The sequence below is a fragment of the Paenibacillus sp. EB106-04-04-XG159 genome, assembly GCF_058791835.1.
On the sequence record NZ_JBYTDY010000007.1, the window covers coordinates 220,334 to 243,812 of the forward strand.

At 47.9% G+C, this 23,479-nt stretch carries 22 protein-coding genes; all 22 read right to left on the bottom strand.

What is annotated here, in order from left to right:
• Positions 1–44: 44 nt before the first annotated feature.
• The 22 genes from AC3WTP_RS11145 to AC3WTP_RS11250 all read right to left on the bottom strand — a co-directional run bounded on the left by AC3WTP_RS11145 (position 45) and on the right by AC3WTP_RS11250 (position 23,325).
• Positions 45–878, bottom strand: a complete 834-nt coding sequence (locus AC3WTP_RS11145; protein ID WP_492394677.1) for a GNAT family N-acetyltransferase — start codon at positions 876–878, stop codon at positions 45–47.
• Between the two features lie 228 nt (positions 879–1,106).
• The gene (locus AC3WTP_RS11150; RefSeq protein WP_492394719.1) at positions 1,107–1,838 is read right to left on the bottom strand and encodes a YwiC-like family protein; all 732 of its coding nucleotides are present in this window, start codon (positions 1,836–1,838) and stop codon (positions 1,107–1,109) included.
• Positions 1,839–1,855: 17 nt separating this feature from the next.
• A complete protein-coding gene (modB, locus tag AC3WTP_RS11155; protein WP_492394678.1) occupies positions 1,856–2,536 on the bottom strand; it encodes a molybdate ABC transporter permease subunit in 681 nt (226 codons plus the stop codon).
• Positions 2,533–3,351: a molybdate ABC transporter substrate-binding protein gene (gene modA, locus AC3WTP_RS11160; protein WP_492394679.1), complete on the bottom strand. Its 819-nt coding sequence runs from the start codon at positions 3,349–3,351 to the stop codon at positions 2,533–2,535. The genes modB and modA overlap by 4 nt, the downstream gene beginning before the upstream one ends.
• Before the next feature lie 10 nt (positions 3,352–3,361).
• Complete coding sequence (gene moaA, locus AC3WTP_RS11165; protein WP_492394680.1) at positions 3,362–4,372, bottom strand: GTP 3',8-cyclase MoaA; 1,011 nt, start codon at positions 4,370–4,372, stop codon at positions 3,362–3,364.
• 22 nt (positions 4,373–4,394) lie between these two features.
• Complete coding sequence (locus AC3WTP_RS11170) at positions 4,395–4,880, bottom strand: molybdenum cofactor biosynthesis protein MoaE (RefSeq protein WP_492394681.1); 486 nt, start codon at positions 4,878–4,880, stop codon at positions 4,395–4,397.
• Between the two features lie 24 nt (positions 4,881–4,904).
• Positions 4,905–5,387 carry a cyclic pyranopterin monophosphate synthase MoaC gene (gene moaC / locus AC3WTP_RS11175; protein ID WP_492394720.1) on the bottom strand — a complete coding sequence of 161 codons (483 nt, stop codon included), beginning with the start codon at positions 5,385–5,387 and terminating at the stop codon, positions 4,905–4,907.
• 19 nt (positions 5,388–5,406) lie between these two features.
• Positions 5,407–5,637: a MoaD/ThiS family protein gene (locus AC3WTP_RS11180; RefSeq protein ID WP_492394682.1), complete on the bottom strand. Its 231-nt coding sequence runs from the start codon at positions 5,635–5,637 to the stop codon at positions 5,407–5,409.
• A 39-nt stretch (positions 5,638–5,676) separates the two neighbouring features.
• A complete protein-coding gene (locus AC3WTP_RS11185) occupies positions 5,677–6,708 on the bottom strand; it encodes a ThiF family adenylyltransferase (RefSeq protein ID WP_492394683.1) in 1,032 nt (343 codons plus the stop codon).
• Positions 6,698–7,324, bottom strand: a complete 627-nt coding sequence (gene mobA, locus AC3WTP_RS11190) for a molybdenum cofactor guanylyltransferase (RefSeq protein WP_492394684.1) — start codon at positions 7,322–7,324, stop codon at positions 6,698–6,700. Before mobA ends, AC3WTP_RS11185 begins: the two co-directional genes overlap by 11 nt.
• Before the next feature lie 24 nt (positions 7,325–7,348).
• Complete coding sequence (narI, locus tag AC3WTP_RS11195; protein ID WP_492394685.1) at positions 7,349–8,029, bottom strand: respiratory nitrate reductase subunit gamma; 681 nt, start codon at positions 8,027–8,029, stop codon at positions 7,349–7,351.
• On the bottom strand, positions 8,029–8,688 hold the full coding sequence (gene narJ, locus AC3WTP_RS11200) for a nitrate reductase molybdenum cofactor assembly chaperone (protein WP_492394686.1): 660 nt from the start codon (positions 8,686–8,688) through the stop codon (positions 8,029–8,031). Before narJ ends, narI begins: the two co-directional genes overlap by 1 nt.
• A gap of 33 nt (positions 8,689–8,721) precedes the next feature.
• Complete coding sequence (narH, locus tag AC3WTP_RS11205; protein ID WP_492394687.1) at positions 8,722–10,191, bottom strand: nitrate reductase subunit beta; 1,470 nt, start codon at positions 10,189–10,191, stop codon at positions 8,722–8,724.
• Positions 10,181–13,861: a nitrate reductase subunit alpha gene (locus AC3WTP_RS11210; protein ID WP_492394688.1), complete on the bottom strand. Its 3,681-nt coding sequence runs from the start codon at positions 13,859–13,861 to the stop codon at positions 10,181–10,183. Before AC3WTP_RS11210 ends, narH begins: the two co-directional genes overlap by 11 nt.
• Before the next feature lie 118 nt (positions 13,862–13,979).
• Positions 13,980–14,513, bottom strand: a complete 534-nt coding sequence (gene mobB, locus AC3WTP_RS11215; protein ID WP_492394689.1) for a molybdopterin-guanine dinucleotide biosynthesis protein B — start codon at positions 14,511–14,513, stop codon at positions 13,980–13,982.
• Positions 14,514–14,527: 14 nt separating this feature from the next.
• The gene (locus AC3WTP_RS11220) at positions 14,528–15,802 is read right to left on the bottom strand and encodes a molybdopterin molybdotransferase MoeA (protein WP_492394690.1); all 1,275 of its coding nucleotides are present in this window, start codon (positions 15,800–15,802) and stop codon (positions 14,528–14,530) included.
• A 14-nt stretch (positions 15,803–15,816) separates the two neighbouring features.
• Positions 15,817–17,355, bottom strand: a complete 1,539-nt coding sequence (locus AC3WTP_RS11225; protein WP_492394691.1) for a nitrate/nitrite transporter — start codon at positions 17,353–17,355, stop codon at positions 15,817–15,819.
• A 122-nt stretch (positions 17,356–17,477) separates the two neighbouring features.
• Positions 17,478–18,371, bottom strand: coding sequence for a hypothetical protein (locus AC3WTP_RS11230; protein ID WP_492394692.1), 894 nt, complete (start codon positions 18,369–18,371; stop codon positions 17,478–17,480).
• On the bottom strand, positions 18,364–19,017 hold the full coding sequence (locus AC3WTP_RS11235) for a response regulator (RefSeq protein WP_492394693.1): 654 nt from the start codon (positions 19,015–19,017) through the stop codon (positions 18,364–18,366). The genes AC3WTP_RS11230 and AC3WTP_RS11235 overlap by 8 nt, the downstream gene beginning before the upstream one ends.
• Positions 19,018–19,036: 19 nt before the next feature.
• Positions 19,037–20,284 carry a sensor histidine kinase gene (locus tag AC3WTP_RS11240; RefSeq protein WP_492394721.1) on the bottom strand — a complete coding sequence of 416 codons (1,248 nt, stop codon included), beginning with the start codon at positions 20,282–20,284 and terminating at the stop codon, positions 19,037–19,039.
• Between the two features lie 442 nt (positions 20,285–20,726).
• Positions 20,727–21,140 (bottom strand): hypothetical protein, encoded by a 414-nt coding sequence (locus tag AC3WTP_RS11245; protein ID WP_492394694.1) that lies wholly within the window; start codon positions 21,138–21,140, stop codon positions 20,727–20,729.
• Positions 21,141–21,165: 25 nt separating this feature from the next.
• Positions 21,166–23,325 carry an EndoU domain-containing protein gene (locus AC3WTP_RS11250; RefSeq protein ID WP_492394695.1) on the bottom strand — a complete coding sequence of 720 codons (2,160 nt, stop codon included), beginning with the start codon at positions 23,323–23,325 and terminating at the stop codon, positions 21,166–21,168.
• Positions 23,326–23,479 lie beyond the last annotated feature (154 nt).

A 23,479-nucleotide genomic window follows, 5' to 3' on the forward strand; every position in this document is an offset into this window, starting at 1 on the left:
TATATATCCCCTATTGCAACGATATAGGTATCTTTGCAGCGCATCTACACGTAGTGATACTTCTTGAGATAATTCTCGATAACTTGTTTATTTTCATGCCACCATAAAATCGGAACATTGCCTACATGTCGAAAACCTAATGCTTGTGCTAGTCGATTTGATGCGTCATTTCCAGCGTCACAATCCCAATATGGTGTTAATCCTAATTCGACACTCCGTGATAGAAAATACGAACATACTACAGTGGCTAGTCCCCTATTTCGGAATTCACTCATTGTAAGGATATCTGGAGCGATGAAGTTGCCACCAATATAAAACGTGTTGCACACACTCACAAAGTCATCATTCTTAAGAAGGCAATAACCAAAAGCATGATTCAGGTAGCTATCCGATGAACCCCACAAGTGCGAATACGATTTATCTATTTGATCGCGATACTTATTAAACAGATTTTCATCTACTGACTTAAGCTGAAATTCCTTAGGGATCTGAATATCTCGAACTTTTAAGGAAATCTCCTCTAGCATATAATGGTTTCTTTTTAGCTGGACAACGTTTCCCTTTAGCGCGCGCTTGAGAATGGTTAACCATTCATCCGATGACAAATACAAGTCGAAGAAATTCGCGTGGTTTGATGGATTGCTCAAATATGCAATTAAGTCGTTATTAAAGGCATTGTCAGAAACATTGCCGAAAACGTAATAACAACCACCCTTGTTGATAACTAAACCTGCTGTTGGGTAATTCCTATTATTTACAAACACCTTCCCCTGTTGCTTTCGATCAATGACAGAATAGACGAACACATTATGGATGCCTTCCGGTTGTCCTAAAATACCTAAAATGTTGCGAAATTCATCTTCTCGAAGTTCAATCAAATTAACCAACCTTCCCAATGGAAGTCAAAACTAGATACTTCAATAATCAGTTTAACAGCCTATACTGATAAACTGGATGGTGAAAACAATTATAATAGAATTATCCTGTTCGTTAGTTCAGCGAACCAGCGCTACTACCTTACTGAATAGGGCAAACGTTAAGAAAGATCAAGACACTCTGTTTCTCCAAGCTGTCGGATAAAGCGTTAGCCGAAGCTGTAGGCTTCATTAATACATAATCCATGATATGATGATAAACTGCACGGCACCAATAATCTCAATAATTCCTGCCTTCATCGGACGCACTTGCTTCCCTGCCAAGAGAAACGTGCGAATGAGTGGGACAACGAACGGAAGTGTCATCCAAGGATATCCGCATGACCATGGCACGAATAGAATCAGTACATGGTAGATGCGAGCCGTAGCTTCCCATTTTTTATTTCCACGCTCGCGGAATATTGTCTTCACGAAGAAAGCCGTCCCAATAAAATACAAAAAGTTAAACAACGTAACAGCCAGCATCGTCGTATTCCAATTGCCACCGCCGTACAAATAAGCAGCAGCTCCTCCCAAAGAAAAGATTAGGATCGCACATAGATCGTTCACGATAGCTCGCTCCGATTTACGCTTCACATGCCAGATGTTCACGCTCAACAGCAGCACGAATGGGATGCCAAAATAACATAACGCCGGCTTCAGGAAGAGCGGATACGCGAGCGATGCCAGTGCGATGATCCCATAGATAACTGACCACTTCAGCAGATGATCACGCTGTTTTCGCCGCTTCAGGGATTGTAGGAAGGGATACGATGCCAAATATAAGAACAACCAAGCCATAAACAATAACAAATGACTCCACAGAGGAGTCCCTGCCATCATTCCGAATAAGAACGGGATGATGATCATCGCCCATCCACCATGTTCATGGGGAATTACGATCCCCTTATTTGTAGACTTCAATTGCTTCACCTACTTCCTCATGATGATGTTCGCTGCCGTCCGGTTAGGAGCAGCAATAGAAATGAAATAACCACCATAGAAATCGTCCACAACCATGCCATAGTCATATTCCCTGAATCGACCGCAACGAATATTGCCGTAGGAACGGTCTGCGTCTTCCCTGGAATATTGCCCGCGATCATCAGCGTTGCCCCGAATTCTCCTAAACTACGAGCGAAGCTCAGGATATAGGCGGTGATGATCGATGGAAAAGCAAGCGGCAGCGTAATATAGCGAAATACCTGCCATTCACTCGCGCCGATCGAGCGTGCGACATCGAAGAGTTGATGATCAATGGCACGAAAGCCTGTCTTCATCGTCTGATAGACTAGCGGAAATGATACGACGACGGATGCAATGACGGCAGCTCCCCACGAGAAGATGATAGGCGCGGAGAATAGCCATTCTGCCAACTGGCCGACCCAGCTTCGCCGTCCTAACGCGACGAGGAGCAGGAACCCAACAACCGTCGGCGGCAGGACGAGAGGCAGCATGAACATGGTCTCAAGCAGCATCTTCCCCCTCAAAGAGCTTCTCGACATCAGCCACGCTATGGCAACACCAAACAGCGTGCTGAGGATACTAGAGATCAGTGCAACCTGAAGAGATAATCGAACTGGGGTCCATAGCTGAGCCCAATCGATCTGCATCATACTCATTTCGATTTCGGGACGGAGAATCCGTATTTCAGGAAGACGTCCATGGCTTCCTTCGACTGAAGATAGACGTAGAATTTTTCAGTTTCTTCGAAATGGGTTGTCCCTTGGACGATACCGATTGGATAAGTAATCGGTGTATACCATGCAGGATCTACGGTATACACAATCTTCACTTGATCCGTTGATAACGCATCCGTTTTGTATACGAATCCAGCATCTGCATTTCCAGTCTGAACATATTGTAGTACTTGGCGCACATCTTTCGCTTGGACCAATTTGGGCTGTACATCATCCCATACTCCAGTTTTCATCAGTGCTTCCTGAGCGTATTTGCCAGCAGGGACCGTCTCGGGAATGCCGATCGCGATCTGCTGGATATCCGCTTTCAGCAGGTCTTTCGCTTCTTGTACGGAAATAGACGATTCAGCCGCCGTAATGACAGTTAGCTCGTTCGCTAGCAAGTCCATCTGTTGATCCGGCGCGACCAGTTGCTTGTCGACGAGTGCTTTCATATTCTTCGAAGCGGCTGAGAGGAAGAGATCCAAGGGTGCCCCTTGCTCAATCTGCTGCTGCAAGGCGCCGGATGCCCCGAAGTTGAAATGAAGCTTCACGCCGTTCGTCTTCGATTCATAATTCTTCTGAATCTCTTGCAAGGCATCCGTTAGGCTGGCTGCCGCGGAGACTGTTAGCTCAACAGCATCTTCTTTAGAGCCTGTTTCCTTGCTAGCTTGTTGGTTGCCGCATGCCGAAATAGCAAGAACCGAGATCAATAACATAGCGAGGATCAATCTTCTTTTAGCTAATAAATGTCTCATACGTTCTCTCCTATCCACCAATTTGCGACATTCTGCGCGCAGTAGGCGTGTGTGAAATCGTTACATCATCGTTCAGAAAATGGGACATTTCATGATTCTCAGGCTTCGTACCGATAGCATCCAAGAACATCTGACGCATCGCCTCATCATCCCCGAATGCACGCCGAACATGGAATTGCTCTGTCCAAGCTAAGCATGGCTTGATATAGCCGTCAGCAGTTAGCCTCAGTCGATTACAAGTCTGACAGAAGTGCTCGCTAACCGGGTGAATCAATCCAAAACTTCCAGGTGCTCCGTCCAGGCGGTAATTCTCCGAAGGGCCATTTCCTTGAATCGTCGCTACCGGACCATAATCCCATTGCTGCTCTGCACAGACTTCCATCACCCTCGAGAGCGGCAAGTACAAATTTTTCCACGTCGCATCGCTATGTCCAATCGGCATGTATTCAATGAATCGGACATGAATTTCACGATCCAATGTTAAACGGATAAAATCTGCGATCTCATCATCGTTCAACCCTCTCATGAGCACCACGTTTAATTTGATTGGACTTAAGCCCGCCTTCACGCAAGCATCTATGCTATTAAACACCTTTCTAACATCTCCGCCGCGCGTAATCATCTTGAACCGGTCTGGCTGAAGGGAATCCAAGCTAATATTGACGCGCGTAAGCCCGGCATCCTTCAACGCTTTCGCCTTTGGCGCAAGGAACATTCCATTCGTCGTCAGTGCGATATCTTCAATCCCGGGGATGCTCGCAATCATCGCCACGAGCTGTTCCAGGTTCTTCCGCACTAACGGTTCACCGCCCGTTAACCGGATTTTATGAATCCCCATGTCCGCAACGACACGCACGACTTCGGCAATTTCTTCGAACGTCAGGATCTTCTCCGATGGCTCGAATTCCATCCCTTCTTCAGGCATACAGTAGATGCAGCGCAGATTGCAACGATCGGTCACCGATATCCGCAAATAATGATGCTCTCGACCATATTTATCGATTAAACGGGGAATGTTCATCCTTCTGCACTCCTTTCCGAAGTTACTTCTGATCTTCCTTCGGTATATCTGATAACAATGGGCGTCCGTTTTGGTAGACCTGTTGATTCAATTGATCACCAATCCACTCAGAGCCGTCTTCACCATGTTCTTTTTTCCAAATGGGCACAATCTGTTTGATCCGTTCAATGACGTATTCATTCGCTTCATAAGCCGCTTTACGATGCGGTGAGGATACGGCGATCACGACAGCGATATCCGATATCTCTAACCGGCCTACGCGATGTGTCACCGCAACAACGGTATCTGCCCAGCATTCACGTACCTCTTGCCCAATCCGCTCCAATTGCGCGACCGCCATGGTCGGATAGGCTTCATATTCGAGATATAAGGTCCGTTTGCCATAGGTCAATTCACGCACTGTGCCTAGAAATAACGAAATTGCTCCGGCTTCCCTGCGTTTCACTTTATTTGAGACTTCTTCCGGAACGATCGGTTGATCCGTTATCACAAACATCGATCTATTCATTCGTTCACTCCTAACTCAACGCGCTTACTTGTTCTCACGCACATAATCGCCGCTTTTACCGCCTTGTTTTTGTTCCACATAGGTCGTGCCTAGCACCATGTCCTTATCAATCGCTTTGCACATATCATAGATGGTGAGACTTACGACTTGGGCTGCCGTTAAGGCTTCCATTTCGACCCCCGTAACCCCCGTCGTCTTCACCTGTACTCGAATAGATAACGTCTGCTCATTCTCAACCTCGAACGTAATATCAATGCCTGTGAGCGGAAGCGGATGGCACATGGGAATAAGATCTGCAGTCTTCTTCGCTGCCATAATGCCCGCCACTTGCGCTACTGCCAGCACATCCCCTTTGCCGATTGACCCTTCTTGAATGCGTCGTAACGTCTCTTTACGCATGTGAATCTGACTCTTTACGATCGCGAGACGCTTCGTCTCGGCTTTGTCCGTTACGTCGACCATATGAGCTCGGCCTTGGTCATTGAAATGCGTTAATTCTTCCCCAATCAACTGTATGACCCCTTTCTTAACCCCCACTGACTGGAGGCAGCAATGCCACCGTATCATTCGGCGCTATGACATAGAACGAATCAACAAACTGTTCATTGACTGCAATCATGACATGATCGAGCAGCAGAGCCGGATAGCGGTTCTTTAGCTCATCAATGAAATCTGCTACCGAGATCGGACCAAGTTCTACCTCCATGCTGGATGCGCCTAACTGATCACTCAAATGGGCAAAACATAATATTTTCATAAGCTCACCTTCCTGACTTTTCTACTACAAAATAATTTGCTAGGTTAAGTATCGATGATACAGCTTCTTGGCTTCGAGCGGATCGGAGGTGCCATGTATCAGTGCTCTACCATCTTGGAAAATAACCATGCGATATTCGCCCTCTTGAATTTGAAGGAGATACAAATTCGACTTCACTTCGGCCTGCAACTGCACGGCATGTGAAGCTGCCAGATTCAAATCTAGCGGCTCTTGTCGCGGATAACGTATCCAGACCGAAGAACGACCGCATAACACCTCTGTTCTCATCGCCGACTCCGACTTCAGATAAGGATAGCTTGGTTGTGCCCCGCATGTCGGGCAAGACGCACGCTTCCCCGCCATATTCATTTGAATGGATTGGTGCATGTTCGACCAAAGATCAAAGACAGTAAATCGTTCCGACATCTGCGCTCGATTCCCAGACAGCCATTTGAGCGCTTCAGCCGATTGCATGGCCACGACCATCTGCACCGCCGGAGCAATAATCCCCTCTCGTTCACATGACGCAGAGCCGATCGGCATCCGTTCCAACACGCAGTGCAGACATGGCGACTGCCCCGGAATGAAGCTGCACACCGCACCATAACTGCTAGAGCAAGCACCGTAGATCCACGGGATTTGGTATCGATAGGCGACATCATTCAGGATATATCGAATGAAAAAATTGTCTGTTGCATCGAGCATCAAGTCTACCTTCGAATGATCTAGCAGCGCGATAAGATCAGAGGCTGTACAATCGATAACATGCGCATGTACGGTGATATCGGAATTGATCTGCCTTAACCGATTCGCCGCCGCTACAGCTTTGGGCAATTGATCGATCGCATCCTGCTCGCAGTAGAGCGACTGCCGCTGGAGATTACTCCATTCCACGTAATCACGGTCGATGATCGTGATCGTTCCGACGCCTGATCGTGCCAATAGTTCCGCATTCCCGGAGCCCAGCGCACCCGCTCCAACGATCAGAACATGCTTAGCCATTAATGCTTGTTGACCTGCAGTGCCGATTGGACCGAATTTCTGTTGTCTGCTATACCGATCATGAGACATGAGAGTCGCTATCTCCTTTCCGCTCTTGCAGTAATGCCGCATATTGCTCTGGTGTATCTACATCTGCTGTAAAATGATAGTCAATTCCCGCTTCTGTCCAATCGCTCTCCCCTAGACCGAGCCAATGCATCGAATCCAGTAATCCGGATAACCGGTACTGGTGTGATTCGAGTCTCTGAATGATAGATGGCAGCATCCGATGAGGTCGATACACCCCATGCAGCATTTGATGCTTGCCATCGACAACGGGGAGAACCGCGTCATAATCGCTTGCCCTTAGCCGAGATAACATCCACAAGGCAGCCGAAGCAGATAGTTTCGGATAATCACACCCAACGACCCAAGCAAATTCCGACTCGACGTGTAAAAAACCGGCATGAAACCCGCTAAGTGGACCATGCCCTGCATAAACATCCGGAATAAAAATAATATCGTTCGTTACCCATTTTGAATAAGATGAAACATCGTTCGTTACGATGATCAATCTAGTACAGATCGAACGCATCACCTTGATTTGCCGTTCAATAAAACGCTCTCCTTCGTAGTTCAAGAACGCTTTATTCCGACCATTCATCCGAGAATTGCGGCCTCCAGCCAGTATAATACCTGTTAACATCCGAGCACCGCCCTCTCTGAATGATTATCTACGTTTACGATACACCACATAACTGCGTGATAGGTATTTGATCGGCAAGCTTAGCATGTGTACGAGTCTTGTAAAAGGAAATACAGCAAATAGCGCTAGACCCAGAATAATATGAACTTTGAAGATGATAGGCACGGTATTCATTAACGTATAATCTGGCATAAATAGCAGCACACCGCGCATCCACGGTCCAATCGTCTCCCGATAATCGAATTCAGAGCTTCCTGTCATATTGAACAGTGTCGCTGCCATGCCTACCACCACGATCAACGTGAGCAAAATAATCGACAGCATATCGCCGAAGCTGCTCGTTCTACGAATTCGAGCATCCGAGAATCGGCGAATCACGAGAATGATACAACCGATGAGTGTCATCAGTCCCGCTGCAGATCCGATCCAGAGTGCCAACGTATGATACAGATGATCCGAGACACCGAGCGCTTCAAGCCACGTCTTCGGAATCAGAATCCCGCCGACATGACCGAAGAAGACGAGCATGATCCCGATATGAAATAGATTGCTTCCCCATCGAAGCTTCTTCTTCTCGAGCATTTCGCTCGATTTCGCCGTCCAACCGAACTGATCCGTATGGTATCGATAATAGAGTCCAACCAGAAAGATGATGAGAATGATATAGGGATAGATCACCCAGAGAAACTGACTTCCCCACGACATTACGCATTCCTCCCTACGTCACCGTACCCTGCAGTCGCCCACATTGGTCCGCATCCAAGTGAAGGTGAAGTGCTTCCGCATCCGACAAATGCTGTCATATCAAAGGATCCTTCTGTCATGTCCGATTGATCCATGAGGAATAGCATTGCATCGAGCACATGTCGATAGGGACTACGCATATGGTGGAGCGCATCTCGGATACTCTCTAACGCTTTCCGGAACGAGACCAGCAAGCCAATCCCGCGATCCTCGCTCGCTACCGCGACATATTCCAATACCAGCGGCAAATAATCCGGTAATTCATCCGTATCGAGGACGATCTCTTCTTCCTCATACACTTGTTTTAACTTCAATAATGCCGGACCGCGTTCACGATCATCCCCGAGCTGTCCGTAAGTCAAATACAAATTTGCTTTTTTGCTAAAATCAAAGGTCTTCACATAAGCCGCTGTAATTGCTTCCGCATCCATCCCCGCAAATTCAGCAAGACATTGACCCGCAAGCTCTTGCAGCGACTTTGCTGACTCAGCTTCTTCGTCTTGAATCAAATGGCACCAATTCACGTACATCTCGTCCGCGGTGTCGTGCCACGCTGTATCCGGATATTGTAATAGCTGTGAGAAGAGCATCCAACTAGAACGTCGCGTTAACTCTTTCAAGTCCAATCCCTCCTTATGTGATGAATAGCAGGCTTAACCGCCGCAGGGTCCTGGGCCACCCATCATATTCGTAAATCCGCAAGCGCCTTGCTCCGAATAGAGATCCGCGAATTCCTCGCGATGCGCTGCCGGGATGACAAAGCGGTCTTCATACTTCGCTATGGCCAATAGGCGGTACATTTCTTCCGTGTCTTTGGCCGTCATCCCGAACTGTTCCAGCATAGCAAGGTCAGGTGCCTTCTTCAGGTTAAGCGAACGCATATGCGAACGCATGACAGCCATCTTCTTCAGCACATGGGTGATGACTTCGGTATCTCCAGCTGAGAGTAGATTCGCGAGGTATTGTACGGGAATTCGCATATCGTCAATCGCTGGGAAAATATCATCTGGTGACGCAGTCGCCCCTTTGCCTTCTACCATGTTCGTGATCGGGCTCAGCGGCGGAACATACCAGACCATAGGCAATGTCCGATACTCCGGATGAAGAGGGAGCGCGATTTTCCAATCGACCGCCATTTTATAGATCGGCGAACGCTGTGCATGCTCGATCCAATCTTCAGGAATATTCGCTGCACGTGCTGCGGCAATCACTTCGGGATCATTCGGATCGAGGAAAATGTCTAGTTGCGACTCGTAGAGCTTTTGCTCGTCTGTGACGGAAGCCGCTGCTTCCACACGATCTGCATCATAGAACATAACGCCAAGGTATCGGATTCGACCTACGCATGTTTCCGAACAAATCGTTGGCAATCCTTGCTCGATTCTCGGGAAACATAGAGTACATTTCTCCGCTTTGTTCGTCTGCCAGTTGAAGTAGACTTTCTTGTACGGACAGCTCGATACGCAGAACCGCCAGGATCGGCATGCGTTCTGATCGACGAGCACAATCCCGTCCTCTTCACGCTTATACATCGCGCCTGATGGACAGCTGGATACACAGGACGGATTGATGCAATGCTCACATATTCGTGGCAAATACATCATGAACACTTGCTCGAATTCCATCCGAACCGCTTCTTCGATACCCGCCATATTCGGATCGCGATAACCGGATTTATGTACACCCGCAAGATCGTCTTCCCAGTTCGGTCCCCACTCCAAATTCATATACTTGCCTGTAATCTGGGATTTCGGACGAGCCACAGGCTGATGCTTGCGCTCCGGACTTTGTTGAAGCTTCTCGTAATCATAATCCCACGGCTCGTAGTAATCATCGATCGTTGGTTGATCAGGATTATGAAATATATTCTTCAATCGGTTGACACGGCTGCCGGAGCGAAGCTCCAGCTTGCCGTTCTTGAGCACCCAACCGCCTTTATATTTGTCTTGATCCTCCCACTGCTTGGGATACCCGATGCCTGGCTTGGTCTCGACATTATTGAACCACATATATTCCGCGCCTTTACGGTTCGTCCATGTGTTCTTACATGTAACAGAGCAAGTATGGCATCCAATGCATTTATCCAAGTTCATGACCATCCCGATTTGCGCTTTAATCTTCAAGCCAATTCACCTCCTCAAGTTTGCGGATCACGACGTACAGGTCTCGCTGATTCCCAGTTGGTCCGTAGTAGTTGAATCCGTAGCTCAGCTGCGCATACCCGCCGATCATATGCGTTGGCTTCACATGAATCCTTGTCGGGCTGTTATGCGTTCCGCCGCGCGTCGTTGTCACATCGGTCGCAGGCACGTTGATCGTCCGATCCTGTGCATGGTGCATGTAGGCCATGCCGCGCGGCATCCGGTGGGTTACCACCGCACGTGCAACGACGGCGCCATTCTGATTGAAGCATTCGATCCAATCGTTATCCGTGACGTCCGCATCAGCGGCATCGTCTTTGTTGATCCAGACGGTTGGTCCGCCGCGGAACAGCGTAAGCATCGGCAGGGAGTCAAAATACATACTGTGAATTGACCATTTGCTATGCGGAGTCATGAAGTTCAGGACGATTTCCTTCCCTTTCGTTGCCGGACGCTTCTTGTTCGTATGGAACGGAGCGTGCTTCATCGTCGGTTTGTAGATTGCCATATTCTCGCCAAATTCGGTCAGTAGCTCATGATCCAGGAAGTAATGCTGACGTCCAGTCAGCGTGCGATACGGAATCAATCGTTCCACATTTGTCGTAAATGGAGAATAACGGCGTCCATGCTGCTCCGAACCACTGAATGCAGGTGAAGTTATTACCGTCTTCGGTTGTGTCGTAATCTCGTTGAAAGTGAATCGTTCTTCGATACGATCCTCCGCCAAATCCTTCAATTGAAGCGCAGTCTTCTTCTCTAGTGCTTCCCACGCTTTGACGGCCATTTTCCCGTTACTCGTGGAAGACAATGTGAGAATCGCTTCCGACATGTGCCGATCTGTAACGAGCTTCGGACACCCTTCGCTGATCCCGGGTTCATCGACAACCCCATTCACTTTTTTCATCAATTCGTATTCGTCTGCCGCAGACCAGTTCATTCCTTTGATGCCGTACGGCTTATCTTTAATATTCGGTCCAAGCGATGTCATCTTCTTATACACCGTGGTATAATCCCGCTCCACGACCATGAACTTCGGCATCGTCTTGCCTGGAATCGCCTCGATCTCACCTTTGCTCCAGTCGAGAATCTTGCCGAAAGGCTGCGCTAGCTCATCGGGGGTATCATGCTGTAGCGGTACAGCGACAATGTCGCGTTGCGGCGCATCAAATTGCGTTGCTGCCATATCTGTGAAAGTCTTCGCAATCGTCTTGAACGTCTCCCAATCCGACTTCGATTCCCATAATGGCGGCACCGCCGGATTGAATGGATGAATGAAGGGATGCATATCGGTCGACGAGAGATCACTTTTCTCATACCAGGTTGCCGCGGGCAGGACGATATCGGAATACACGGCGGTTCCGGACATCCGGAAATCGATATTCACCATGAGATCGAGCTTACCTTCAGCCGCCTGCTCATGCCATTTCATTTCCTTGGGGCGTATCGTCTCCGAGTCATCATTTAATAGACCGTTATGCGCACCGAGCAGGTATTTCAAGAAATACTCATGCCCTTTACCGGAGCTTGAAATCAAATTCGCACGCCAGACGAACATCACTTTCGGATGATTCATCTCGGCATCGGGATCTTCGATCGCAAACTGCAATTCTCGATTCTTGAGCCGGTTGGCAACATAGCCCGCAATCGCCTCGGGGGTATCATGTCCTTGCGCGGCTGCTTCGTTCGCTAGGTCAATGGAATTCACATTAAACTGCGGATAAGAAGGCAGCCAGCCTAAACGCGCAGCCATGACGTTGTAATCGGCATAATGCGCATAACGCGCTTTATCGACTAAAGCTGACGTATGTCCATCCACGGGATTGGATTCGAACCTCCATTGATTCGTTGCAAAATAGAAAAAGGATGTCCCATTCTGCTGCCGCGGAGGCATCGTCCAGTCTCTTGCAAAGGCCACACTCGCCCAACCTTCCGCAGGACGCAATTTCTCTTGTCCGACATAATGCGCCCACCCGCCGCCATTTACCCCTTGGCAGCCTGTCATTAAGACCAGGTTCAGCACACTGCGATAAATCGTATCCGAGTTGTACCAGTGGTTGATCCCTGCACCGACGATGATCATCGAACGGCCTTCGCTATCTACCGCATTCTGCGCGAACTCTCTCGCAATCTGAATGACGGATGCGCGATCGACGCCGGTAATTTGCTCTTGCCACGCAGGCGTGTATGCGGTGTTCGCGTCATCGTAGTCGCTTCCACGGGTCGAATCGACGCCATATTGAGCGAGCATGAGATCGAACACGCTAGTGACGCGATATTCCGATCCATCTGCATCCGTAATCGTACGGTACGGGATTAGTCGAGAAATCGCGCATTTTCCTTCGTCTGCGAAATAAGGAAGCTTGATCTCGAGTTGACCTTCAGCAGATTCCCGCAATCCTAGCTGCGGTGAAATCTCTTCACCTGTTAACGTATCGATTGGTTCTAGATTCCATTTTCCCTCTTCGCCCCATCGTGAGCCGATCGTGCCATTTGGAATACGAAGCTCACCCGAGATCTCATCGATGAGAACCGTTTTCCATTCCTTGTTATTCGTCTCGATCCCGAGATCGTTCGCCGTGAGGAACCGTTCCGCCGTGAATGCGCCATCTTGCTCTTGGAGCAGCACAAGGAACGGGAAATCAGTATATTTCTTTGAATAATTTTCAAAATACGACGTTCTTTGTTTCACATAAAATTCGTTCAGAATGACATGCCCCATTGCCATGGCGAGTGCGCCATCCGTCCCTTGCTTCGCTGGCAGCCATTTGTCAGCAAACTTCACGAATTCCGCGTAGTCTGGACTGATCGATACGACTTTAGTTCCGCGGTAACGAGCTTCCGTCATGAAATGCGCGTCCGGCGTTCTTGTCAACGGTAGATTCGAGCCCCAGACGAGCAAGTAGCTCGAGTTGTACCAGTCGCTGCTCTCCGGAACATCCGTCTGATCCCCCCAGATTTGCGGGGAGGCCGGCGGTAAATCCGCATACCAGTCGTAGAAGCTGAGCAGCGGTGAGCCGATGAGGGATAGGAACCGTGATCCTGCCGCATAACTTACCATCGACATCGCCGGAATGGGGGAAAACCCGATCACGCGGTCCGGACCATATTGCTTGATGGTATGGATCATGGAGGCGGAGATAATCTCGGATACTTCATCCCACGACGCCCGAACCATGCCGCCTTTCCCGCGAGCCGATTTATACATTAGTTTTTTGGCGTCATCCTGAACAATCGATTTCCACGCCGCAACGGGATCAGAATGCTTGCTCTTCGCTTCGCGCCATAGATTTAGCAGCTTGCCACGAATATAGGGATATTTCACACGAAGCGGACTGTAGAGATACCAGGAAAAGCTGGCTCCGCGCGGACAGCCGCGCGGCTCGAATTCCGGCATGTCAGGTCCTGTCGTCGGGTAATCCGTCTGCTGCGTCTCCCACGTGACGATTCCGTCTTTCACGAATATTTTCCAACTGCATGAACCTGTGCAATTCACACCATGTGTTGAACGAATAACTTTGTCGTGCTGCCAACGATTCCGGTACATATTCTCCCAAGAACGATCAGCTGTGGATTCTTCGCTCCACCCTTCCGCATTCGTCTCGCGTTTGCGGAAAAACTTCAGCTTTTGTATAAGCGGGTTGGACTTGTTCATCGTTTCAGCTCCTTGCGCCTTATGATACTTTCATTGTAGAGGCTGGAGCTTGTTGATAAGAGAGGGGAACTCCCTCATTCCACGGTAGGGATTCCCCGATATCGATGATTGAAATGGACTACAAGAGGGATCGCGCGAGGGAAACAGCTTCCTTAAGGAAAGAGGTTTGATCCTTAATCAACAGGATTGGCGGGGATTGGAGGCCTATTGGCTCCTCCCAACTGATCAAAAGGCGGATATCTGCTGCTTGGGCGAGCAAATCGTGCATCTCGTCGACATGATGAATCAGTGCGATCTTCGGGTATCGTGCCGATTTGAAGCCTTCAGCGATGAGTATATCTACCTTGCCAACGAACTGCTGCGCAATTTCGTCAAGCGAAGTCGGGCTTTTCCGCATGGAGCGGGTAGCCGTCGATGAAGTTAAGACCGTTTCTATCGCGCCATGAGACAAATGCTTCTCACTATCCGTCTCCGGGTCATCTAAGCGGAATTCGTGCGCATCATGCTTGGCCGAGCCGACTCGAAGCCCTTGGGCAGTCAGCTCCGCGATAAGCTTGCAAGCAAGCGTTGTTTTGCCGCTGTTTTTGTAACCGACAATTTGCAGGACGGGAACTACGGGTACAATGAAGTCATCGCCAGATGGAATGCTCATGCCTCTTCGCTCCTTTATTCATAGAAACCCTTTAAAGGAATAATCTCGACAAGTGACCCCGCCTGATAACCTTTTGGAGAACCTGGCAAACAAATCAAGCAATTTGCATCCCGTAAGGATACGGTCACACTCGACATATCATAGCCTACGGGTGCTGCCGTTAGCTTGCCTGCTTGTTCGGACATGCGCCCTCGGATAAAACGTGTAAAGCGATCCGACTTCACATAATCCACGGTCAATGTCGCCATCACTCGGGGTTCAGGGACGCGGTCTGCGCCAATCATGCCTTGGAGTGCAGGTCGAAGGAACAATCTGCTGCCGACATAACATGCAGCGGGGTTGCCAGACAATGCGAATATCGGCTTCCCTTGCCACATCCCGAACGTTGTCGGACTTCCTGGACGCATCATCACCTTGTTGAATACCAATTCGCCATCCCATTCCTGCGTCACATCATACAGAATGTCGTGATCCCCGACAGATACACCGCCCGTCGTAACAACAACGTCATGTTCAGGGATTGCCTCGCGGATCAATTGCTTCGCAATATCTGCATCGTCTGGCACTTGATCCATCACGACGGGAATGCCGCCGAACGCCGTAATGGCTGCAGCTAACATATACGCGTTGCTATTTCGAACACGCCCAGGCCCTAAGGCATCTTCCACACGCAGCAGCTCCGCACCGGTAGAAAGAATCGCAACTCGAGGCTGTTGATAGACTTGTACCGTATGGATGCCAAACATCGCCAGCAGCGCAATTTCGCCGGCACCGATCTGTACACCCGAACGTAATACGGTCTCATTCTCGGAGATCTCAATTCCAATCGGAGACACATTCTCCCCTACGGCCACGGCCCCCTTCACCTTGCAAAGTCCCGTGCCGTCCGGTGCGATGTCTTCCGCTGTCATCTCGTATTTGATCACCGCATCCGCGCCTTCTGGTACCGCTGCCCCTGTCATGATCCGAATGCATTGACCAGCCTGTAATGTCTTCTTCGATACCTTGCCTGCAGGAACGTTGTCGATGATATGCAGTGAAACGGGTATACCCATCGACGCTTGCCTCGTATCTGCAGCCATAACCGCGAAACCATCCATCCCCGAACGGCGAAAATGCGGCATTGGCTGTGGCGCAACAAGCTCCACAGCCAAAACTCTACCGATACTTTGCATAATCGGTACTTTTTCCGTTGGCATTACACGCACACAATCCAGAACGAGACGCGTTGCCTCATGAACGCTGATGGCTTTGCGTATGAAGGTCTTCAATTCTTTTCTACCGTTCATGGAAGTACCTCCTACTATGATTTAATACTCGTTGCGACTTTACGTGATTGGTTCTGAATGTCCACAGGGTCGATTTCACTGAACACGCCGACATAATAATTCGTTTCTCCAACATCATTTTGAATCCCGTTAATCGTTAGATGCTGCAAATACAGTTCGCCATTTTGTTTTTTGTTCCAGATGTTGCCCGACCACGCGTGTTTTGCTTTGAGCTGCTTCCACATTGCTTCATAGAACGTTTGATCATGCTTTCCGGATTTCAAGAAGCCTGGCTTCTGTCCAATAGCGGCCTCACCGGTATAGCCTGTAATTTCTGTGAACGCCGGATTCACGGTTAGAATCAGCCCTTGGGGATTGGTGACCAATACCGCTTGCGAAGTGCTCTGTACAATTTGTTCCGCTAATTTCACGCGGTCCTGCCAATACATGTAGAGAACGAGAAGTACGCTGCACAACGCGACCATCGCTAACGCCATGAATCCGATCGCATAATGACCTGTCATCGCGAGCAGTAAGGACAACATGAGCGGCGGGAAGAATCCGCCTAATCCTCCAAGCGCAGATATCAAGCCGTTCGCAATCCCGGATTGCTTCGCGAAGTAGAGCGGAACCAATTTAAAGATCGTACCGTTACCTAGTCCCGCGCATAGACCGATCAACAAACAACCTACGGTAAAGAGCGGAATCGAAGGAGAGAAAGCGAGCATAATGCCACCGATTGTGAGTCCACTGAACACGAACAGCAATATTTTGAATGGGTTGAATTTATCCCCGAGCCATCCTCCCACCGGCCGCATAAAGGTCGCGAGGGTAACGAATCCAGCGGTACGCAAGCCTGCATCGACTTTACTGATACCGAAGTTATTCACAAGATGATTGGGCAAGAAGACGGTGAATGCCACAAATGCCCCGAACGTAATGAAATAGAAGAAACAAATCAGCCACAACTTTTCATTCTTGTAGATGCCATTAATTTGTTCCACCAACGCGACATTAAGCTTCGTTTCCTTCCGATCCCCGATGAAGAAGTTCGCAAGGGCAAAGATCGCGAGCAGAATTAAATAGACTTGAACCGTCGAACGCCATCCGATCTGCGTCGCCAATACCGGGGCGAAGAATGTACTCAACGCCGAACCCAAATTCCCAAGCCCGTAAATTCCGTTAACGAACCCATGTTTTTCTTTGGAGTAATATTTCGGCAAGGAGGTAACCCCTACGGAGAATGTCGCACCCGAGATCCCTAAGAACAACCCGCCTATAATCAGATCGAGGAAGCTCTTGGCTTGACTGATGTAGAATACGGGTGCGAGCAGCAACACGAAGCTAATCAAGAACATGTTGCGCGCCCCGTATTTATTGGTCCAATATCCGAATGGGATCCGCAAGATCGAGCCAAGTACGACAGGTACAGCCGTGACTAACGATAATTGCCCCGGTGTTAATGGAATACCGTCTTTGATGAATACAATTAATGATGATAAGATGCCCCATACTGCAAATCCGAGAATCAGACTCAAGGTTTGCAAGGGTAATATCGCTTTGGATGGTTTCATGCCCATTCCTCCTCGTGAAATCGACTACCTATGATTCATTATCCGTGGAGTTAGTCATGAAAAAAATTGGGGAATTCCCTCATTTGCTTTCTAGGAAATTCCCCATCTCGGATCTGTGCTATTTAGTTCCAGTTCAACTCGTCTAATAATAATCGCGTGGGTACGGTAAATCGCACCGACTGACGTCGTTCTTCCATCATGATTTCCAAATCGCATTTTAATGCTAACAGTTGATCTTTAACGGGATTAAACATTTCTCGGGATAAATGGCATTCCCCTTCGCATTCATATTCGACCAAGGTATGTCCCGCATCGTTTTGTCCTAACACAATCTTAGCCGTGGAATTAGTATGGATGCAGTGGCGTACGAGCAGTTCGAGGATCGTCGTGATCTGCTCTTGCCTCTCATGCGACAATCGCATAATACGCTGATCTAATAGTTCGCAGGTGACGCCTTCCGAACGATAATCCCGTAATCGCTGTAGGAGCGGGCTAGCTTGAGCTATCTGTACCTTGCCGTGCATATCATCTGATAGAGGATGGATCGTGATGCTGTCATATAATTCAGCGAGATTTGCAGCAGATCGCTCTACATCTTCAATCTCTTGTTCGCTGAACACCCGCTCCTCCCGCTGACCTACCAGCAGAACACCGTAAGATTGCTTCTGCTCGATCCGGCCCGAGTCTACCGATACTCCCATGCCAGACCGTAACGATTCCACGAGGAAAATAGGATACTCCAACACCTCATCCTGCACTTCTTCAGGGAAAGAAGTGATCACATGAGGTCGTCTGGCTTGCAATACCTTTCCTGCCATCCCGCTGCCCATTCGCACCGTAATTTTTTTGTATCGCTCCGATTTAGCACCAAGCGCAATTTTCCAATAAATATCCCGATAATTCGCATCAGCAAGTGCAACGGCGACGAAATCGAGCGCCATGTCTGACTTCAGCTGCTGCAACTCCAACTGAATTCCTTGCTGGATCGTCAGCGGTTGGTCACTTTCGTTAATCAAAGTCGAGCAACCCCCTTCTATAAGCGAATTTCATCAATTCGCGACGATTATTCAACTGGAGCTTTTCCATGATATTGGCCTTATGGTTCTCTATCGTCTTGACGCTGATCGATAGCAGCTCAGCGGCTTCTTTATTCGTATACCCCTTCGCGACAAGCGTCAAAATCTCTTTCTCTCGTTCAGTTAACGCCTCGAACGTGTCTTTCGTCTCCCTTGTCAGACCTTGCAAGTATCCTTCGATCACTTTCTTCGTTGCTGTCGGATGCAAATAGACAAGTCCCTGATGGACTTGCATAATGGCGGTCACGAGCTCCGAGATAGGCGCTGACTTGAGTATATAGCCTGACGCTCCTGCCTTCAGTGCACGAAATAGATATTGCTCATCGTCGTGCATCGTAAGAATAATGACCTTGACCTCCGGCATCGATTGCAGCAGCTCGCTTGTCGTAAACAGACCATCTCGACCATTCGGCATGCTCAAATCCATGAGTACAAGGTCAGGATGCAATTCTAAGGCTATCTTCATGCACGATATGCCATCCGCCGCTTCTCCCACGACCTTTATCCCCGGTTTCGTATCCAGAACTGCACGAAGCCCACTTCGAACAACGGCATGATCATCGACAATTAACACTTTGATATCCATCGTATGTACATCCTCCCGTTTATCTGGCATGCTGATCGCCAATTGGCACCTTGACATGTATCGCTGTCCCTTTTCCAGTTGTCGATTGCATGTCGAATTCCCCGCCAAGGATATTCACGCGCTCCTCCATACTATAGAGTCCAACGCCTTGACGTAGTTCGGTTGTAATCACAAAGCCTATCCCATAATCGCGAATATGCAGCTCTGCGAGTGTCGGCAGCAGCTTTAACCTGACATCGACCACTTCGGTCTGCGAATATTTCGCTGCATTTGTGAGCGCCTCTTGAACGATGCGGTATAAAGCAATTTCATGAGCCGCCGGCAATCGCCCGCTGTCTCCTTCAATCGTGAACAACACCTGAATCCCGAATTTCTGCCCATATAGCCGAACATAGTTGCGGAGCGCGGCCACGAGTCCAATATCATCAAGCGCAGAAGGACGCAATTCTACGGATAAATCACGAATATCTTCGATGGTATAGCGAATGGATTCCTGCAAGGCTTGCATTGGCTCGTCTGTTGGAGTATGCTCTTCCGACTCAATTGAAGCTTTCAATACTTCCGTTTGAATCAAAATACTATATAACGACTGACCTATTCCGTCATGCAGCTCACGCGAGATGCGTTTACGTTCATTTTCTTGTGCGGACAGAATCGAGTGGGTAATCATTTTAGCAATCTGATGCTGTTCTTCCTGACGCTGTTCCTCTACTTCCTGCACACGAAGAATGTTCAACAGACCATACATCGGATCCTTATATTGCGATACACTTACATTCATGGATTTAATCAATCCGCTTGGCGTCGTCAACTGCAACTCTACAGCCTGTGGGCTAGGCTTAGTTATAAAACAATTTTGATAGGAACACAGCTTGTTCAACCCTGGATAATTCGAACAAAGATTGCAGAAATTCAGCGTAACCGATTCATTGTCCATTTTCATCATCTGACCTGCGATGGGATTCATTCGCACGATGTTCAACGCATGATCCAGCACCAGAATCCCATCGGGACTATGCTTGAACACATTCGAGAGCAATTCTTGTTCAGAACGTAGTTTGTGACTCTGCCAATAAATAATAAAGAAAAATAATGTGGTGATCATTAGTACAAATAAAAAAACCGGAACATAATCCAGCCAGCTTCGACTCTTCTCATGTAGGATGGCACGAATCGCAAATACGATGATCAAAGTTGTGCTTAGGGTCAATATTCCGTTCTTCACCATGAATTTAACGAATGTTTTTGTCTTCAGGAACGTTGACATCAATGGCGCTCATTCCCTCCGTCATTTCTTACTGAAAGTCTATCATTGATTTTATTTATAGAGGTGTAACGTTTATTACATTTTTGCGAAAGTACTTTCCTCGGTAACAACAATTGAAGACCAAAGTGATCATATGGATAAATGTGAATTGACAGATGTATAACCCTCGCGAATTTTTTAATAACATATAGATTAATGTGACGGATACTCTTTAATAGTTTATTTTCTAATGAAATTTCCTTTATTGTAACGCAAGAAAACGAAGATAATAAAAAAACAAGTCAATCATGGTGGTAACTGACCATAATCGACCTGTTTGATGTATCGGCATAGCGTTATTTAGGTTATAAAATTAAAGCATTTGATGTGCATACAAATAAAGTGGTGAAATCTTTATACGGGTATTACATGGGTTATATGTGTTATTGATTAATACACAAAATCACAAATGGATTTTTGAAAGGAAATCTTGGAGCATTTTCTTTACTGGTACGCTAGCAGTGTGTAATAAGTCGTTTACACGTTGAAGTATCTTTGGGTTATCTAATATCATTTTTTTACTTTCTTGATCTGTAAAACTTCTTAGTGTATCAATGCATATCTCGAATAATTCCTCATCATTAGTACCGAGCAATGATAATAAAATATTAAGTTCATGTACATTACACTCATTATCCAAACAATATGCTAATTTCCTCTGCCAATCTATTGGTTTACTAAGCACTCGATTAGATAATTCGTCCCAATCACTTGGACTAAACTCTGAAAGTATCTCATTTGCAATGACACAACCATCATCGTACCAAGAATCTACTGTTGTATCAGCAGATAAAAGGTTATCTAGTTCTTTGTACATTTTGAAGCCTCCACATAATTTTAAATTAAAAACCTGCTGGGCGAGACGCGTTTATCGTGCCTGTTGGATAACTGCTTGTTACATCATCACCAACTTTGATTACATCAATTTCCACACCATTTATAGTAGCCCTATGCCAAGTTGCTCTATCCCTTATTCTTGAAGCAATAGCAGGAGTATTACCAGCATCAGTTATGCTCTTGATAATTTGTTCATCACTCCAAGAATCTGGAAATAATGTACTCTTTTTTAGTTTGGACATATTTCCGTCAGGGTACTGCTTTGTAAAAGCTACATTTTTTGTACCATCAGCGTTAGTAGATAATACTTCAACTGCGAAATTATCGTTAGCATTGTTAATGTTTGGTGAATGTCCTCCTATTAATTCATTTTTTGGAATCTTCCGTTGTCCTTCTAATATCTTTGCTTCCATTTCTGGACTAATTACTGTTTTCGGAATAACGTCATTACCACCATCACCCGTCTCCTCATCGGCTTTATCCTTATTCGGCGTATCGTTATCCGACTTCTTGGGATCGTCCGTGTGCTTGCCCGGACTGTTGCCGTCATTTTTCGGAGGCTTCGGATGAACCGGGACGTCGATATCCGGCTTCCGGGAACCGAGCTTATCCAGAAGCTTGCGCACATAGCGGCTTCCTTTCATTCCCAGCCAGCTTAGCGCTTTACCGAATGGGATTCGGTTTAGTACAGTGCCTATAGCGAAGGAAAGCGCTTTTTCGGGAGTTAACAGCTTCTTCGGATTGCGGATATAGCCGGCAATCTCATGCCCGCTCCCGGCGATTCCCATCCCCGTCATTACGTAGCCAAAAGCCGGCCAGAATCCGACGAACAGCAGTGACAAGGCAAGAGCTCCGAGCAGGATCGCGACCTGTTCATACCAATCCAGCCGATCCCACCAATTTTGCAGCGAGTCAAACATGCAGGCGAAACATGCCGGTTCTCCTCCACTCGTCTGTGCCCCAATGCTTATGAACAGACCGGCCACGAGCAGAATTATAGCGAATCCGGTTAACGCCCGGCAAAGAGATTTTACCCGAGCATCGATAGATTCCTGTCTACCGGCCGCTTCTTCATTTCCATAAAGCAAATGAAATCCAAGCTCCCTGCGCTCCCGGTAAAAGCCTAGCCAATATATGAATTTCCCCCGATCCAGACAAAAAGAGCGGGTCATATTCCACAGCTCGGTAAACGGATTAAGTAGCGGCTCGTTCGGCAGCGACGGAAGGCGGTTTCGTATTTTGTTCAGCGACCAGTAATCGGCAAAAATCGATGCGGCCAGCATTAACATAAAGACCGGCTGAGTTTTGTAACCGCTGCCGGTCCAATCATGAAGCCAGAACACCCAATCAGGCAGCCGATGCTGACCGTTATAAGCCGCGTGATCCAGGATGGACCAAAGGAGAATGATTGCCGGGAAGAGAAAAACCCATTTCGTCAGTCTTGTACGCAGCCGATAGGCAATTCCGCATGCAAGCGCGATCATGGCGGTATGTACGGGATGACCGACGGTCATTAGCGTCGGGAACAGACTTTCTTCAAAACGCCCGGGAAATAGCGAGAAAAAGTCCCAATGGATCGTTTCGCCGCCCAGCCATGTAAAGCCGTAGCCGAACGCGCCGGAACTCTGCCACCTTCGGGACAACTCCTCCATCAGTTGGAAGCCGATGCCGGTTGCCGCGCCGATGAGCGTGTAGTCACTTAAACTCAAGGCAGAAGCTCGACGTGAGAACAACAGAAAAATGCCTAGCGGAAGGAGCTTCCACAATTCTTCGAAAATTGGCGTAATCACGGCAACGGACCAAGTGTCGGAAGTTTTTCCGCCGAAAAGGACGTGGAAAGAATTAACCGTAAGTGTCGTTAAAGGTACGACAAGGAAAACGCCTGCCAGAACGAACAGAACGACCTGTTTCCACGGCATCGTTTTGCTTCGGCACAGAAACCAAAACTGCAGCAGCACATAAAACGACCATAAATATTGAACCATCATAGTACGCGATTCTTTAATGAAAAACAAGCTTAAAACAAACATGATTAACGAAATCCAGGAAAAAATCGTATACGCCGTTTTAAGAAACGGATAGTTCTCAATCCATGATTGGCAAGTTCGATAAATGGCCTCAAGGAAATCCCGAATTCCGGTTCGAATGGACCAGATCGGTTTCATCACGGTCGCCTCCTTTAAAAGCCGGCCTTGTGCGAGCGAGACGTCTCCCTTGACGCCGGTCCGGCCATGAGTATATATGAAATCATGAAAACCATGGTTACCGATCGATCAAAGCGGAGGTTTATAGAGTAACAACCCGCAACGCAACCTATTT